At 69.1% G+C, this 15,060-nt stretch carries 16 protein-coding genes; 4 read left to right on the top strand and 12 right to left on the bottom strand.

Annotation, left to right across the window (positions count from 1 at the left end; translation table 11 throughout):
• Window positions 1-86: 86 nt before the first annotated feature.
• A complete protein-coding gene (locus ACMGEZ_RS17210; RefSeq protein ID WP_436823486.1) occupies window positions 87-1,055 on the bottom strand; it encodes a DMT family transporter in 969 nt (322 codons plus the stop codon).
• A gap of 135 nt (window positions 1,056-1,190) precedes the next feature.
• Between ACMGEZ_RS17210 and ACMGEZ_RS17205 the strand changes: the two genes are divergently transcribed.
• Both ACMGEZ_RS17205 and ACMGEZ_RS17200 read left to right on the top strand, forming a co-directional pair.
• Window positions 1,191-2,066 (top strand): LysR family transcriptional regulator, encoded by an 876-nt coding sequence (locus ACMGEZ_RS17205; RefSeq protein WP_436823485.1) that lies wholly within the window; start codon window positions 1,191-1,193, stop codon window positions 2,064-2,066.
• A gap of 119 nt (window positions 2,067-2,185) precedes the next feature.
• Window positions 2,186-2,389 carry a DUF3606 domain-containing protein gene (locus tag ACMGEZ_RS17200; protein ID WP_436823484.1) on the top strand — a complete coding sequence of 68 codons (204 nt, stop codon included), beginning with the start codon at window positions 2,186-2,188 and terminating at the stop codon, window positions 2,387-2,389.
• A gap of 197 nt (window positions 2,390-2,586) precedes the next feature.
• On the opposite strand, the gene ACMGEZ_RS17195 is transcribed toward ACMGEZ_RS17200, so the two are convergent.
• The 8 genes from ACMGEZ_RS17195 to ACMGEZ_RS17160 all read right to left on the bottom strand — a co-directional run bounded on the left by ACMGEZ_RS17195 (window position 2,587) and on the right by ACMGEZ_RS17160 (window position 10,083).
• Window positions 2,587-3,501 carry a LysR family transcriptional regulator gene (locus ACMGEZ_RS17195; RefSeq protein ID WP_436823483.1) on the bottom strand — a complete coding sequence of 305 codons (915 nt, stop codon included), beginning with the start codon at window positions 3,499-3,501 and terminating at the stop codon, window positions 2,587-2,589.
• A 36-nt stretch (window positions 3,502-3,537) separates the two neighbouring features.
• Window positions 3,538-3,876, bottom strand: a complete 339-nt coding sequence (gene fdxA, locus ACMGEZ_RS17190) for a ferredoxin (protein ID WP_436823482.1) — start codon at window positions 3,874-3,876, stop codon at window positions 3,538-3,540.
• 29 nt (window positions 3,877-3,905) lie between these two features.
• Complete coding sequence (locus tag ACMGEZ_RS17185; RefSeq protein WP_436823481.1) at window positions 3,906-4,682, bottom strand: enoyl-CoA hydratase-related protein; 777 nt, start codon at window positions 4,680-4,682, stop codon at window positions 3,906-3,908.
• A 58-nt stretch (window positions 4,683-4,740) separates the two neighbouring features.
• Window positions 4,741-5,904, bottom strand: coding sequence for a CaiB/BaiF CoA transferase family protein (locus ACMGEZ_RS17180; protein WP_436823480.1), 1,164 nt, complete (start codon window positions 5,902-5,904; stop codon window positions 4,741-4,743).
• Window positions 5,901-7,280 (bottom strand): FAD-dependent oxidoreductase, encoded by a 1,380-nt coding sequence (locus ACMGEZ_RS17175; RefSeq protein WP_436823479.1) that lies wholly within the window; start codon window positions 7,278-7,280, stop codon window positions 5,901-5,903. The genes ACMGEZ_RS17180 and ACMGEZ_RS17175 overlap by 4 nt, the downstream gene beginning before the upstream one ends.
• 118 nt (window positions 7,281-7,398) lie before the next feature.
• Window positions 7,399-8,250 (bottom strand): ABC transporter permease, encoded by an 852-nt coding sequence (locus tag ACMGEZ_RS17170; RefSeq protein WP_436823478.1) that lies wholly within the window; start codon window positions 8,248-8,250, stop codon window positions 7,399-7,401.
• 15 nt (window positions 8,251-8,265) lie between these two features.
• Window positions 8,266-9,048 (bottom strand): ABC transporter ATP-binding protein, encoded by a 783-nt coding sequence (locus ACMGEZ_RS17165; protein WP_436823477.1) that lies wholly within the window; start codon window positions 9,046-9,048, stop codon window positions 8,266-8,268.
• Between the two features lie 3 nt (window positions 9,049-9,051).
• Complete coding sequence (locus ACMGEZ_RS17160) at window positions 9,052-10,083, bottom strand: ABC transporter substrate-binding protein (protein ID WP_436823476.1); 1,032 nt, start codon at window positions 10,081-10,083, stop codon at window positions 9,052-9,054.
• 335 nt (window positions 10,084-10,418) lie between these two features.
• On the opposite strand from ACMGEZ_RS17160, the gene ACMGEZ_RS17155 reads away from it, so the two are divergent.
• The gene (locus tag ACMGEZ_RS17155; RefSeq protein ID WP_436823475.1) at window positions 10,419-10,661 is read left to right on the top strand and encodes a DNA-directed RNA polymerase subunit alpha C-terminal domain-containing protein; all 243 of its coding nucleotides are present in this window, start codon (window positions 10,419-10,421) and stop codon (window positions 10,659-10,661) included.
• 6 nt (window positions 10,662-10,667) lie between these two features.
• Here ACMGEZ_RS17155 and ACMGEZ_RS17150 read toward each other — a convergent pair whose 3' ends face one another.
• Genes ACMGEZ_RS17150 through ACMGEZ_RS17140 form a run of 3 tightly spaced genes read right to left on the bottom strand, consistent with a single transcriptional unit; the run spans window position 10,668 to window position 12,867 of the window.
• Window positions 10,668-11,882 (bottom strand): beta-ketoacyl-[acyl-carrier-protein] synthase family protein, encoded by a 1,215-nt coding sequence (locus ACMGEZ_RS17150; protein ID WP_436823474.1) that lies wholly within the window; start codon window positions 11,880-11,882, stop codon window positions 10,668-10,670.
• On the bottom strand, window positions 11,879-12,127 hold the full coding sequence (locus ACMGEZ_RS17145; RefSeq protein ID WP_436823473.1) for an acyl carrier protein: 249 nt from the start codon (window positions 12,125-12,127) through the stop codon (window positions 11,879-11,881). The genes ACMGEZ_RS17150 and ACMGEZ_RS17145 overlap by 4 nt, the downstream gene beginning before the upstream one ends.
• 32 nt (window positions 12,128-12,159) lie before the next feature.
• Entirely contained in the window at window positions 12,160-12,867 is a 708-nt protein-coding gene (locus ACMGEZ_RS17140; protein ID WP_436823472.1) for a phosphatase PAP2 family protein, read from the bottom strand.
• A gap of 133 nt (window positions 12,868-13,000) precedes the next feature.
• Here ACMGEZ_RS17140 and ACMGEZ_RS17135 point away from each other — a divergent pair, with 133 nt between their 5' ends.
• Window positions 13,001-15,043 carry an acetoacetate--CoA ligase gene (locus ACMGEZ_RS17135; RefSeq protein ID WP_436823471.1) on the top strand — a complete coding sequence of 681 codons (2,043 nt, stop codon included), beginning with the start codon at window positions 13,001-13,003 and terminating at the stop codon, window positions 15,041-15,043.
• The last annotated feature ends 17 nt before the right edge of the window (window positions 15,044-15,060 follow it).

Below are 15,060 nucleotides of genomic sequence, written 5' to 3'. Positions count from 1 at the left end.
GTCACTGACCAGCAGAGCAGGGCGGCGGCTGCGAGGAGCTCGCGGCCCAGATCGCGCAGGTAGCGCTTGGCGCCCGCCGCAGGCGCTCACGAGACCGCGCCACAGGCCCTGCCTTGCTGGGCTGGCTTCGCGTCGCGAAGCACCGCCGCCGCCGAACGGCTGCCCGCGGTGTGGATCAGCAAGGCCCCCACCACCATCGCCATCCCCACCAGCTCGCTCCCCGAAGGCAGCTTGCCGAGCGCGATGCTCATCAGCAGCGCAGACACCGGCACGAAGTTGATGAAGGCGGTGCCGGTCACCGGCCCGAGCGTGCGCACGCCGAAGTTGTAGGCCAGCACGGCGATGGCGGAAGGGATCAGCCCCACGTAGAGCAGCGCATGCCAGGTCGATTCCAGCCCCTGCGGCTGCGGAAGCTCCGCCAGGCCCAGGGCCGTCGCACCCAGCGCGCCCACCAGCAGCAGGGGCCACGCGGCCAGCACGGTCAGCGCGCTGTATTCGACGACGTCGAGCCGGCCTGCGAACTGCGTGGCGCCGCGGGTGTACCAGACCCAGCCCAGCGTGCCCGCCAGGGCGATCGCGTCGCCCCATGCGGTCAACGCCGCATCGCCGCTCGACGAAACCAGCACCCCCGAGACGACGACCACGCCCGCCAGTGCGAGCGCGCTGCTCAGCAGCGTGATGCGGGTGGGCCGCACGCCGTCGAGCAGCCAGCGCAGCAGTTGCGTCGTGATCGGGGTGGTCGCCATGATGATGGCGCCATGCGAAGGCACCGAGTGGGCCAGGCCGGTCAGCACCATGACGCTGAACACGCCGAAGCCGGCCACGCCGCGCAGCGCGAGAGGCCCGGCATGGCTGCGCAGCTGGCGCCACGGCGCGGCGCCGCGCGGGACCAGCAGCGCGGCGAAGAGCAGGGCCGAAAGGCTGTAGCGGATCAAGGTGAACCAGAAGGGGTCGACGTGCTGGAGCACCTCCTTGCTGACGAGGAACATGGCGCCCCAGGAACCGGTGGCAGCAAGCAGCGCGGCGATGCCGAGCGAAGACGAAGGGATACGCATGAGTACAGGTCCGGAAGATGAATCGATGCCCCCAAGAATGGAGGGCCGGCCTGCGGAAAACCATTCGTTTCTTTGGACAGGGGCCTCAGGATTTGCGAATGGCCGCATGCGCGCGACACGCTCACAATCGCCGCCATGGAGCTCTACCAACTCAAGACCTTCGTGGCCATCGCCCGCGAAGGCAGCCTGACGCGGGCGGCCGAGCGGGTGTTCACCAGCGCGCCGGCGGTCAGCGCGCAGTTGAAGGCGCTGGAAGACGAGCTCGGCGTGAAGCTCTTCGAGCGCACGCCGCGCGGCATGACGCCGACCGAGGCCGGGCAGACCTTGCTCGAGGAAGCCGAGCGCACCCTGGCATCGGCCATGCGCATGCGCTCGGCCGCCGAGCAGATCCGCGGCGCGGCGCAGGGCGTGGTGCGCTTCGGCACGGTGGTAGACCCGGTGGCGCTGCGGCTGGGCGAGGTGCTGGTGAAGCTGGCGGAGCGCCATCCCCAGGTCTCGCTGCAGCTGCAGCAGGGCCTGTCGCACCAGACGCTGTCGGCCGTGCAGCGCGGCGAGCTGGACTGCGCCTACGCGCTCGGCGACGCCGAGGCAATCGACGGCCTGGCGCTGCATCGGCTGGGCGCCGTCGACCTGGTGGTGGCGCTGCCGGTGCCGCTGGCCGAGACGCGGCCCGCGCTCAAGCTGGAAGAGCTCACCGAGCTGTCCTGGGTGGGCACGCCCACGTCCTGCGTGATGCGCAGGCACCTCGACAGCCTGTTCGCCGGCGTCGGCCGCGAGTACCGCCCGAGCCGCACGGCCGACAGCGAAAGCGCGATCCGCAGCATGGTCGCCAGCGGGCTGGGCCCGGGCCTGCTGCGCCGGGACCAGGCCGAGCAGGCCGAGCGCAATGGCGAGCTGCGGATCTGGCCGGGCTGGCGCTCGCACACCTGGTTGTGCTGGGTGGAGCCCGAGGGCCGGCGGGCGCCGGCCGTGGACGCGGTGCGGGCAGCGGTGCTGGACGCCTGGGCTTGATCGGCGGCGCGCCAGCCGCATGCGCCTTTCCCGCATAGGACGATGCAGGCTTTTCCTACGAGGTCGGGCTGCACGCCAGGGCAGGCTCTCAGCCAAGATCCACCCTAAGCACCAACGCCATGCAAGAAGCCACGACCTCCCCCGCCCATCTGTTCATCCCGTCCGTGGCCCAGGCGGCGAACGTGCGCCTGATCGACGTGACCGACCCCACCGACGTCGACTACTGGACCGAAGCCCTCGGCGTGAGCGAAACCGAGCTCCGGCTCGCCGTCGCCGCCGTGGGCAGCTCAGTGCAGGACGTGCGCGACCACCTCGGCAAGTGACGCCTGCTGCGCCTTGGGCGGCTGTGGCTTGGGCTCGCAGCCGGCGAGGGCTGCGAATGTCAAAGAGGCAAGGACCAGCGAGAGTGTCCGAAGCTTCATGATCGTCTCCTTCGGGCGGGCCGTGCGGGTGCGCACGTGGGCCCGACGAGTCATTCTGGTGCTGCCGGGACGGCCTGCCTGTCAGCCGAGAGCCCGGGTCAGAGCGCCGCTGCGGTCAGCTCCAGTTGCGTCAGCCTTCGCGCCATCCGCCCCACGAAGTTCTGCGTCACGTGCGGCAGCGCCCGCTGGCTGGGCACGACGATGCCCACCTGCAGCTGATTCAGTGTCGGCAGCGCAAAGGGCCGCCACAGCAGCTCCCCGCGCTTGAGCTCCTCGATGAAGGCGATCTTCGAGAAGCAGGAGATGCCCTTGCCGCCCATGATCAGCCGCTTGAGCAGGGGCGTGGAATTGCAGGTGGCGGCCGGTTCCATCTCGTCCCAGAAGGCCGCGAACTCGGGCGACAGCGTGGCGCTGATCACCGGGTGCGAGCTGGAGCGCAGAAAGGGATAGGCCGCGCAGTCCTTCAGCGCGATGCGCTCGTGCTTGGCGAGCGGATGGCCCGGCGGCAGCACGATGCCGATCGGCAGGTTGGCCAGGGTCACCGCCTTGACGCCGCCCGGCAGCCGGCTCACGAAGCTGAGGCCGACGTCGGCCTGGCCCGACATCACCAGCTGCGGCACCTCCATCGGCTGGGTCGAGGTGATGGTGTACGTCACCGCGGGAAAGATCTGCAGGAACTCCTCGACGGCGGCGGGCAGCAGCTCCTCGAAGAAGGAGTCCATTGCCGCCACCTTCACATGGCCGGTGCGCTCGCCCTTGAGCGCATCGAGCTCGGTGCGCATCACCTGGAACTGGTGCAGCGTTTCCTGCGCATGCTTGAGCAGGCGCTCGCCGGCCGGGTTGAGGCGCAGCCCGTTGGGGAGCCGGTCGAATAGCTCCACGCCCAGCTCGTCCTCCAGCTTGTGGATCTGGCGGTTGACCGCACTGGCCGCGACGAAGAGCCGCTCGGACGCCTTGCGCACCGAGCCGCAGCTCGCCACCTCGATGAAGTATTTCAGGACGCTGGCGTGCATGGCTGCACCCTCCCGAAGAAGGCGCGGGCCTTCGTCTTATCCCGCTGTCGCCGTAGGCGGCACTTCCTGCGCGATGCGTGGATGGTCGCAGGCGATGCGCCGCGCATCGGCGCCGCCGGGCGAGCCGAGGCCGCTGACCTCGGTATCGAAGAACTCGCGGTTGATGGCGATGTAGTGGGTGAGCTCGGGCGGCAGCCGATGCTCCTCGTAGATCGCCTGGACGGGGCAGGCGGACACGCAAACGCCACAGTCGATGCATTCATCGGGCTGAATGTACAGAGTGCGCTCGCCTTCGTAGATGCAATCGACCGGGCAGCACGGCACGCAGGCGCCGTCCTTGCAGTCGATGCAGGCGGTGGTGATGACGTGGGCCATGGCTGAAGTGCAGTGCCGTGCTGCCCAGGTCAGCGGCCCAGCCACTGCGGCTTGCGCTTCTGCTGGAAGGCGAGCACGCCCTCGTTGGCGTCTTCCGACTGCAGCGCCGCCATGAGCGCGGGCAGGCGCTGGCCGTGGGCCTGCGTCGGCGACAGCGTGCCGGTTTGCCGCACCACCTGCTTGATGGCCTTGAGCGAGAGCGGCGCGCAGGCCAGCAGCTGCTGCACCCAGCGCTCGACGGCGGTGTCGAGCTCGGCGCGCGGCACCACCTCGTTGATCAACCCGATCTCGAGCGCCCGCCGGGCGTTGACGCGCTGGCCGGTGAGCATCATCCCCATCGCATGGCGGAAGCCGATCTGGCGCTGCAGCAGCACCATGCCGCCATCCAGCGGCAGGCGGCCGACCAGCGGCTCGGGCAGGCCGAAGCTTGCTTCCTCGCAGGCCACGACGAGGTCGCAGCCCAGCACCATCTCGAGCCCGCCGCCGAGCGCGAGGCCGTTGACGCGTGCGATCACCGGCACATCCAGCGTCTCGCGCAGCGCGATGCCGCCGAAGCCGCCGGGGCGGGCGGCGGCCCAGTACTCGACGCCCTTCAGGTTCGAGGTGTTCTTGAGGTCGGCGCCGGCGCAGAAGGCGCGCTCGCCGGTGGCGGTGAGCACGACTACGCGCACGTCGTCGCGGCGCTCGATCTCGTCCCAGATGCGCAGCAGCTCGGCCTCGGTGGGCATGTCCACCGCGTTGAGCACCTCGGGGCGGTCGATGGTGACGGTCGCGACGTGGTTCGCGACGTTGAAGAGAACGGTCATTGGGTAACCTCCGCGCTTCGCGCTGCGGTGCGAGCGCCTTCGGGCGGCCGTGCGGCGCTCATGCGTCGGCCTCCTCGATCAGGGCCCGCGCCTCGGCGAGCAGCTCGGCGGTGTGCTCGCCCAGCCGTGGCGGCGCGCGGCGCAGCTCGGCCTGCGCGCCCGACATCTGGATCGGGCTGGCAATGAACCTCAGCTTGCGGCCCGAAGGCGAATGGCCCTCCAGGATCATCTCGTTGTGCAGCGTCTGTGCATCGACCAGCGCCTCGCGCATGTCGCGCACCGGCGCCGAGAGCAGGTCCTGCGCTTCCAGGCGCGCCAGCCAGTGTTCGCGCGTGTGGCTGGCGAAGCGCTCGCGGAAGATCGCGTGCAGCTCGGCCTTGTGCGCGAACTGCGCGGCGAGGTCGGCGAAGCGCGCGTCCAGCGACAGGTCCTCGATCTCCAGCGCCGCGCAGATGTCGCGCAGCGGGTTGGCCTTGAAGGCGCCGACCAGCACCAGCGGGCCGGTCTGCGTCTCGAACACGCCCGACAACGGCATCGCGGCCCAGTTGACCTCGGAGTCCTCCATCATGACCATCGCGGCTTCCTGCATCTGCATGGCGAGCATGGAGTTGTAGAGCGACACGGCGATCTTCTGGCCTTCGCCGGTGCGCTCGCGCTGCAGCAGCGCGAACAGGATGCCCTGCACCATGTGCATGCCGGCGGTGTAGTCGGCCAGCGCGGTCGGGTAGATCGAGACCGGTACCGAGGCATCGGCGCGCCGCGCCATCACGCCGGTCAGCGCCTGCGCCAGCACGTCCTGCCCGCCCTTGTGCGCGTAGGGCCCGGTCTCGCCGAAGCCGGTGCCCACGGCATAGACGATGCGCGGGTTGATGCGCCGGCAGTCCTCGTAGCCCAGGCCCAGGCGCTCCATCACGCCGGCGCGGAAGTTGTTGCAGACCACGTCGGCATCGGCGATGAGCGCCTTCACCAGGTCCATCTGGGCCGCGTCGCGCAGGTCGATCTCGACGCTGCGCTTGTTGCGGTTGAGGCTGCAGAAGATCGGGTTGTCCTCGCCCGCGACCGGCGCGAAGGTGGAGCGGCTCAGGTCGCCCGCGCCCTTGCGCTCGACCTTGATCACGTCGGCGCCGTGGTCGGCCAGCATCTGCGTGCAGACCGGGCCCATCATGACCTGCGTGAAGTCGATCACGCGGATGCCGGCCAGCGGCAGGTTCGGATTCGTCATGCGGCCTCCGCGAAGGAACGGGCGATGGCCGGCGTGTCGGCGTTCGGGCCCTTCTGGTCGCCGGGGTCGGCGCCTTGTGCGCGCAGGGTGCGCTGCAGCGTGGCGATGTCCACGTTGCGCACCGCGACGCCGGCATCGAGCGACAGCGCGGCGGCGGTGCCGGCGGCCTCGCCCATTGCCATGCAGGGCGGGATCTCGCGCGAGATCTTTTGCGCGGCCGAGGTCGACGAGTAGTGGCGCCCGGCCACCAGCAGGTTCTCCACGCTGCGCGGCACGAGGGTGCGGTAGGGGTAGTAGTAGTCGCGGCCGCGCGCCACGCTGTCTTCGAAGCGGGCACGCTGCGCCACGTCTTCCTTGGTCATCACGTACTCGCCTTCCAGGAGGCGCGTCTGGCGGATGCCGGTCTGCGGGGCCAGGTCGACCAGGTAGCAATCCTTGAAGCCGGGGAGGCGGGCGCGGATGAACTCGATCACCTTGTGGATGGTGGCGCGGCCCTGCACTTCGGCACGCGTCAGGTCTGCCACCTTGAGGCCGTCCAGGCCCGACATGTGCGGGCAGTTGCACCACACCACGCCGGGCAACGGGGTCTTGAGCCACCACGAATCCCAGGCACCGCCCAGGATGTGCTTGACCTCGCGGTCGATCGCCGCGAAGGCCTCGGGCTCCTCGTGCTCGAAGCGCTCGGCTTCGTCGGTGTCGACGCCGCCCAGGCGGAACACCGTGGTCACGATGTAGGCGCCGCTGATGTGCGGCGCACCGGCCGAGGCCGCCACGTCGAGGTCGCCGGTGGCGTCGATCACCACCTTGCCGAGGATGGCTTCGCGCCCGCTCTTGGATTCGACCACCACGCCCTTGACCTGGCCGTCCGCCACCAGCGTGCGCGAGAACCAGGAGTGCAGGCGCAGCTGGATGCCGGCCTGCTGCACCATCTCGAGCGAGGCGCGCTTGAAGGCGTCGGGGTCGAAGGCCGCGGCAAAGCAGATCGGGTGCGGCTTGAGCTTGCTGTGGAAGTCGAAGGTGCCCCAGCGCTTCCAGCGCCGCACCGACTCGGGCAAGGTGCCCCAGTCCTTCTGCCTGGGGTACTCGGCCAGGCCGCGTTCGGCCATGCGCTCGATCATCTCGAGGCAGATGCCGCGCACCGAGATCTCCCGCAGGTGGCTGTCCCACATGTCGTCGAGCACCAGCACCATGCCGCCCGAGGCCAGGCCGCCCAGGTGGTTGTAGCGCTCCAGCAGGGTCACGCTGGCCCCGTTGCGCGCAGCGGCCACGGCCGCGGCCTGGCCGGCAGGGCCGCCGCCGACGACCACCACATCCGATTCGGCTGCCACGCGGATGTCGTGCGCAGGTTCTTGCATCCAGTCGCCAATACGGCTCATAGGGATCTCCTAGTGAAATCTGTTCGGGGAACACCGCGGAACTGGCTTTGCCAGGCCGCTGGTGTTGGCCCCTTGAGGGGTACTCGGCTACACGAAGTGAGCCGATACGGGGGTGGTTTCAATGCGTGCCTTCTGGTTGCCACCGGATGATCCAGCGCTCGGCCAGGGTGACGAGCAGGAAGAAGAGGCCCGAGAGACTCGCGCTCATGACGATCGCGGCGTAGAGCAGGGGCGAGTCGAAGTTGAAGGTGGCTTGCAAGATCATGGCGCCGATGCCCACCGTGGCGCCGACCCATTCGCCCACCACCGCACCGATCACGCACATCGAGGCCGCGATACGCAGCGCCGAGAACAGGTAGGGCAGGGCGTTGAGCAGGCGCAGGCGGAAGAAGATCTCGGTCTTGCTCGCCGACAGCACCCGCATCAGCTCCATGGCCTGCGGGTTCACCGACTCGAGGCCCCGCACCATGTTCACCAGCGTGGGGAAGAAGCACACCAGCGCGGCGATGGTGATCTTGGGCTCCATGCCGTTGCCCATGATCAGCACCAGCACCGGGGCCTTGGCGACCAGCGGCACGGCGTTGAACATCAGCACCACGGGAAAGAAGATGTCCTGCAGCGTCTTGTTGTGCACGAAGACGGTGGCGATGGCGATCGCCGCCAGGTTGCCCAGCAGGAAGCCGCCGGCCGCCTCCATGGCGGTGGGCAGCAGGTTGTCGAGCAGCACCGCGCGCTTGGCGTAGAGCGTCTCCAGCACGGCCCAGGGCGTGGGCGCGATGAAGGGCTTGACGTCGAAGATGGCGATCACCGCCCACCACAGCACGATGAGGCCGGCGATGCCGGCCGCGGGCAGGATGCGGCGGCGCCAGAGGCGGCGCTGGCGTGCCGCGGCCCAGGCCTGGTACTCGGTGTCGGCCGCGGCAAGGCTGGCGGCGGTTGCGCTGCTCACGTCGATGGAAGTCGTGTTCATGGCTAGGGGCCTCGCTCAGCAGGTTTCCAGCACCCGCCGCAGATGGGCGGTGAGGCGCACGAACTCGGGGGTCTCGCGGATATCGAGGGTGCGGTCTTCCGGCAGCTCGACCGGGACGATCTCGCGCACGCGGCCCGGGTTGGCCGCCAGCATCAGCACGCGCTGGCCCAGGTAGGCGGCCTCGTGGATGCTGTGGGTGACGAAGAGGATCGTCACGCCGGTTTCCTTCCACACGCGGCGGATCTCCTCGTTGAGCCGGTCGCGGGTGATCTCGTCGAGCGCGCCGAAGGGCTCGTCCATCAGCAGGATCTTCGGGTCGCTGGCGAGCGCCCGCGCGATCGACACGCGCTGGCGCTGGCCGCCCGACATCTCGTGCGGCCAGGCGTTGGCGCGGTCCTTGAGGCCGACCAGCTCCAGCAGTTCCTTGGGCGAGCGGCGGCCCTTGCGGCTGGCACCGCCGCCCACCTGCAGTGGCAGCTCCACGTTCTGCAGCGCGGTGCGCCAGGGCAGCAGCGCCGCGTCCTGGAACACGAAGCCGATGTCGCGGTTCTTGCGTGCGGCCTGCGGGCTGGCGGAGAGCACCTCGATGCGGCCGCGGCTGGGCTCCAGCAGGTCGGCCACCACGCGCAGGAAGGTGGACTTGCCGCAGCCCGAGGGGCCGAGCAAGGTCAGGAACTCGCCTTGGGCCACGTCGAGGTCCAGGCTCTTGATCGCGGTGACATCGCGGCGCTCGGTGAAGAAGCGCATGCCGATGTCGCGGCAGGAGATCGCCGGCGCGGCGTTCATGACGGCGGCCATGGGTCAGGCCTTTCCCAGGCGCAGGGCCGAGGTGGCTTTCAGCGCGTCGAGCGTGATCACTTCCTCCACCTTCGGCGTGCGCGCGGTGAACTGGCCCAGCTCCGAATAGGTCGCGATCTGCTGCTGCCAGACGGCAGGGTCCATCGCGCCCCAGCCCTGCGTCTGCGCGAGGCCACCGAAGCTGTAGTCGAGCATGACGTCGACCGCCACGCGCTCGTCTTCCGCCTTGAGATTGGGGTACTCCTTGACCAGCAGCTCCACCGCCTGGTCGCGGTTGGCGCGCACGTGATGCCATCCCTTCGCGGTGGCGCGCAGGAAGGCCTCGATCACCCTGGGCTGCGATTCCAGCGTCTTGGTCGATGCGTAGTAGGGCAGGGCGTAGAGCTGCACGCCGGCGTCCCACAGCGTGAGGTCGACGCGCTCGGGGCCCAGCACCTTGAGGGCGGTGGTGCTGGTGAGCCAACCGGTGACGACATCGACCTGGCCGGTCAGCAGCGGCGCCATGTCGGAGCCCACGGTGATGACCTTGACGTCCTTCTCGGGGATCCTGTTCTTCGCCAGCAGCGCGCGCAGCAGGATGGCGGCCGTGGAGGGGATGCCCACCTTCTTGCCTACCAGGTCGGCCGGCTTGCGCACCGGGTTCTTGGCCAGCGAGAAAAAGGTGAAGGGATGCTTCTGCGCACCGACTGCGAAGCACTTGATCGGCAACCCTTGCGAGACGGCCAGCATCACCGAGGGGCTGGAGGACACCTGCCCGACCTCGTAGCGGCCGGACGCCACGATGGCCACGCCGTCGATGTTGGGCCCGCCGGGCTGGATCGCGAAGTCGATGCCCTCCTGCTCGTAGAAGCCCAGCCGCTTGGCCGCCACTTCGCCGATCTGGTTGACGCCGACGATCCAGCCGAGCTGCATGTTGACCTTCGCCTTGCCCTGCGCCAATGCGTCGATGGACAGCAGCCCACCGCTGGACAGGCCGGCGGCCATGAGTGAGGTCTTGAGAAGGCGGCGGCGACCGGGGTCCCGGAGATTGGCCATGGCAGATTCCTTTGAAGGCAAGAAAAATGAGAGCGCGACCTGTGCCTTCGTGTCGCGGAAGCTGCGGCGGTGAAGGCTTTTCGACAGGGATGCTAGGAGCTGAAGGCGTTGCCTCCAAGAACCGTTTTTCGCAACCGGCGGGCGAAAAATTAGCTCACCCGAGCCTCTGGAAAACCCTGTACGACTGCAAGACAGGTGGCCGGAATCGAGGCAATTCGATTGCTCGAAATTCAGGCTTGCGAGGTGTCTTCCAAATGAGAACGCGTGGTGCACCAGGCTCTGGGTCGATGGCATGAACTGTGCAAGTTCCAGCCATCGTTTCCCGGAGACACCCCATGGATGCTGGTCAAGCCATCACAGTCCGGCCTGCGACCGAGTCGCTGCTGGATGCCGACATCGAAGTTCTGAAGCTCTCGCTTCGCACCACGAACGTGTTGCGCCTCAACCAACTGCACACGGTGCGCGATGTCACGCGCGTGCCGGCGAAAAAGCTCTTCGTGCTCTCGCGGCTGGGCCGCAATTCACTGCGGGAGATCGTCGAGAGCGTGAACCGCCGGGGGCTGCGGCTCGCGGACTGAACGCCCTCAGGCGCGACTGAAGAGCAGCACCGAATTCGTGCCGCCAAAGGCGAAGGAGTTGCTCATCGCCGCTTCGAGATTCGGCGCGTCCACGCCCGGCTGTGGCACCAGGTTCAGCCGGCATTCCGGGTCCATGGCCGCGCAGTGCGCGCTCGGCGGCAGCTGGCGCCGGTGCAGCGCCAGCACGGTGATCACGGCTTCGAGCGCGCCGCCGGCGCCGAGCAGGTGGCCGTGCAGGGCCTTGGTCGAGCTCACCTGCAGATCGTCGAGCGCGGGCTCGCCCCAGACCTCCGCCAAGGCGTTGCGCTCGACCACGTCGCCGATGCGCGTGGCGGTGCCGTGCGCATTGCAGTAGCCGATGTCGCGCGGCGCGAGCCCGGCCGAGCGCAGGGCGGCGCGGATCGCGCGAACCTGCCCCGGCGTGTCGGGCTTGGTGAGATGGGTGGCGTCGGAGCCGATGCCCCAGCCGGCCAGCCGTGCATAGCTGCGGGCGCCGCGGGCGCGGGCCCGCTCGGCGGATTCGAGCACCACGAATGCGGCGCCTTCGCCGAGCGCGAAGCCGCTGCGGTCGCTGGAGAACGGGCGGATCGCGCGCGCCTCCTCGCCGGGCGCGAAGGTGGCCAGCGTCTGCATGGCTTGCCAGGCGAGCACCACGCCGGGCACGATCAGCGCCTCGCTGCCGCCTGCAATGGCCACGTCGACCTCGCCGCGCGCGACCGCCTTGGCCGCCTCGGCCAGCGCGACGCTGGATGATGCGCAAGCCACCGAGTAGGTGAGCACCGGCCCCTGCGCCTGCTGGCGCATCGCCACGTGCGCAGCCGGCGCATTGGGCATGAAGGAGGGAACGGTGAGCGGCGGCATGCGCGTGCTGGGGCCCCGGTAGGCGGTCTCGACCGCCGTGGCGCCTCCCATGCCGCAGCCCACGTAGACGCCGATGCGCTCGGGGTCGGTATCGCCGAGCGTGCCGGCGTCGCGCACCGCCATGTCGGCGGCGGCCACGGCCATCTGGCTGACGCGGTCCACGCCGGCGAGCTGCAGCTTGGTGAACCAGCGCCCCGCGTCGAAGGGTGCGAGCGCGGCGGCAATCGGTTTGGGCAGCTCGGGAAGGACGGGCCGCAGCGCGGACTCGCCGCGCATCAGCGCATCGAACATCGCGCCGGGGTCGTCGCCGTGAGGGCTCACGACGCCCAATCCGGTGACCGTGACCTCCACGGCGCTCACTTGGCCTGTGCTGCTTGCGCGGCCAGGGTCTTGTCAACCATGGCGGCCAGCTCGGCCAGCGTGTCGACGTTCACGTCCTGGTCGGGCATGGAGATCTTGAAATGGTCCTCGACCGCGAACACGAATTCGACCAGGGTCAGCGAATCGAAACCCTTGTCGCGCATGGAGGCGTTGGGGTCGAGCGCTGCCGGGTCGAGGCCGTATTTTTCCTGGATCAGGGTCTGTAATTCTTTCAGCGAACTCATTGGGCGATGTCCGTCTTCACGCGGGCCATGGGTCATCGATGGGGGATGATATCCGCTCCCCCGAAGGCGACGGCGGCCGTCCGGCCCGGGACAGGCCGCCAGCGCATCGAGGGCCATGCAAAGGCAATGCCCAGCAGCGCGCCGGCCAGCGTGTCGAGCAGCACATGCTGCTTGACCGCGAGCGTCGAATACGCAATCGCTGCGAACCAGAGCCAGTTCGCGAGCCGCAGGGCCAGGGGCGCGCGCGTGCGGCGCAGCACGTCGTCTACCCGGATGGCGGTGAAGATCGCGACCGCCACGTGCATCGAGGGGCAGGCGTTGCCGGGCGCGTCCACGCCCTGCAGCAGTGCGAAGCCGGGGAAGTCCGAGCTGCTGGCCATCAGCGGCGGGACCTGGGTCGGCCAGAAATGGAAGACGCCCAGGCCGGCGAGGCAGAGCGCGCCGACCCAGAGGCCATAGACCACCAGCTCGTTGAAGCTGCGCTGCAGCCCGGGCGCGAGGCCCACGTAGAACCACAGCGAGAAATACGCGACGAGCATCTCGGGCTGGAACGGGATCAGCCGGTCGAGCGCGGTCAGCGGCATCACGGTCATGGCATTGGCCGGATAGCGCAGCAGCTGGAAGTAGCCGATGAAGAAGAGCCAGGTGAAAGCCGTGACGCCGACGATCTTCAGGACCAGCAGGTGGCGGATGCGAAAAAGGAGCTCGGCGCGCCAGTGCGGGGGATGGGAATCGGGCATGTAGGCGCCGAGCATGCCTGTTTTCGCGCTGGCGTGAAACCCTGGGCCCCCGGAGGCTGCCGCTTGCATGATCGCGCCCGGCCTGTGCTTTCCCGCATTGAAGCCAACGGCTCCGGCGCGTTAGGCTGCGCCCGTGAAACCCATCTCCTCCCCCTGCATTTCCCAGATCCGCCTCTACCAGGACTGGCTGCGCGAGCAGCGCGGACTGGTCTTCGATTCCTACGATGCGCTGTGGCGCTGGTCGGTCACCGACCTCGAAGCCTTCTGGCGCAGCGTCTGGGACTGGGCCGGCGTCCGCTCGCCCGTGCCGCCGACGGTTGCGCTCGCCGAGGCGCGAATGCCGGGCGCGCGCTGGTTTCCGGGCACGCAGGTCAACTACACGCACGAGGTGCTGCGCCATGTCGAGGCCGCGCACGCGGCCGGCATGCCGGCGATCGTCAGCGAGAACGAGCTGGGCGAGGTGCGCGAGATGTCCTGGCCCGAGCTGCGCCGGCAGATCGCATCGTGCGCGCTCACGCTGCGCGCGCTGGGCGTGCGCCGCGGCGACCGCGTCGCGGCCTACCTGCCGAACGTGCCCGAGACGATGGTCGCCTTCCTTGCCTGCTCGAGCCTCGGCGCGGTGTGGAGCGTGTGCGCGCCCGACATGGGGACGGCCGCGGTGGTCGATCGTTTCCGCCAGATCGAGCCCAAGCTGCTGATCGCCGCGGACGGCGTGCACTACGGCGGCAAGGCGCTGGACCGCAGCGCCGTGGTGCAGGAGCTGCGCGCCGCGCTGCCCAGCGTCGAGAAGCTGCTGCTGCTGCGCACGCCCTTCGCGGCGCAGCAGATCCCCGCCGACGCCGAATGGACCGGCGCCATCGCGCGCGACGACGCCGAGACGGCGGCCTTCGAACCCGAATGGCTGCCCTTCGACCATCCGATCTGGATCGTCTATTCGAGCGGCACCACCGGCCTGCCCAAGCCCATCGTGCACGGCCAGGGCGGCATCCTGCTCACGATGTACGCCTGCGGCCTGCACCACGACCTGGGCGCGAGCTACAGCGCCAACAACTTCGGCGAGCGATATCACTGGTACAGCTCGACCGGCTGGGTGATGTGGAATTCGCAGCTGTCGGGGCTGGCGTTCGGGGTGACCTGCTGCATCTACGACGGCAATCCCTCCGGCAGCAAGGAGAAGCCCGACTGGGGCGTGCTGTGGCGCTTCGCGGCCCGGCACAAGGTCACCTTCCTCGGCGCCGGCGCGGCCTATTTCGCGAACTGCATGAAGGCGGGCATCGAGGCCAAGGCCTGCGGCGATCTCTCGCGCGTGCGCGCGCTCGGCAGCACCGGATCGCCGCTTTCCGAGGAGGTGCAGCGCTGGGGCACGGCGCAGGTGCTCGCGGCCGGCTCGCCCGGGGTGTGGTGGTACAACATTTCGGGCGGCACCGACTTCTGCGGCGCCTTCGTCGGCGGCAACCGCGAGCTGCCCGAAGTGCCGGGCCAGATGCAGTGCCGCTTCATGGGTGCCGCGGTCGAAGCCTGGAACGAGCAGGGCCAGCCGGTGATCGGCGAAGTCGGCGAGCTGGTGTGCACGAAGCCGATCCCGGCCATGCCGCTGTACTTCTGGGGCGACGAGGGCAACGCGCGCTACCTGTCGAGCTACTTCGACACCTACCCGGGCGTGTGGCGCCACGGCGACTGGCTCAAGATCGGCGAGGACGGCGGCTGCATCATCTACGGCCGCAGCGACGCCACCATCAACCGCCAGGGCCTGCGCATGGGCACCAGCGAGATCTACAGCGCGGTCGAAGGCCTGCCCGAAGTGCTCGATTCGATGGTGGTGGACCTGGAGTACCTGGGCCGCGAGAGCTACATGCCGCTGTTCGTGGTGCTGCGGCCGGGCGTCGCGCTCGACACGGCGATGCGCGCGAAGATCAACGACGCGATCAAGACCCGGCTCTCGCCTCGCTTCGTTCCCAATGAGATCTTCCAGGTCGCGGAGATCCCGCGCACGCTCTCGGGCAAGAAGCAGGAACTGCCGATCAAGAAGCTGCTGCTGGGCCAGCCCATCGAAAAGGTGGTGAACCGCGAAGCCATGGCCAACCCAGGCAGCCTGGACTGGTACGTGGAGTTCGCCGCCGAGCGGGCACGGTCGCAGGCGCCGGGTGGGGAATCGTTGCCGCAGCGCAGCAAATAGACGGCGGGGCGTGCTAA

It is taken from the genome of Variovorax stachyos, assembly GCF_051400855.1.
Lineage (GTDB): Bacteria > Pseudomonadota > Gammaproteobacteria > Burkholderiales > Burkholderiaceae_C > Variovorax.
The sequence above is the reverse complement of the archived record's forward strand: the minus strand, read 5'-3'. Positions and strand labels throughout refer to the sequence as shown.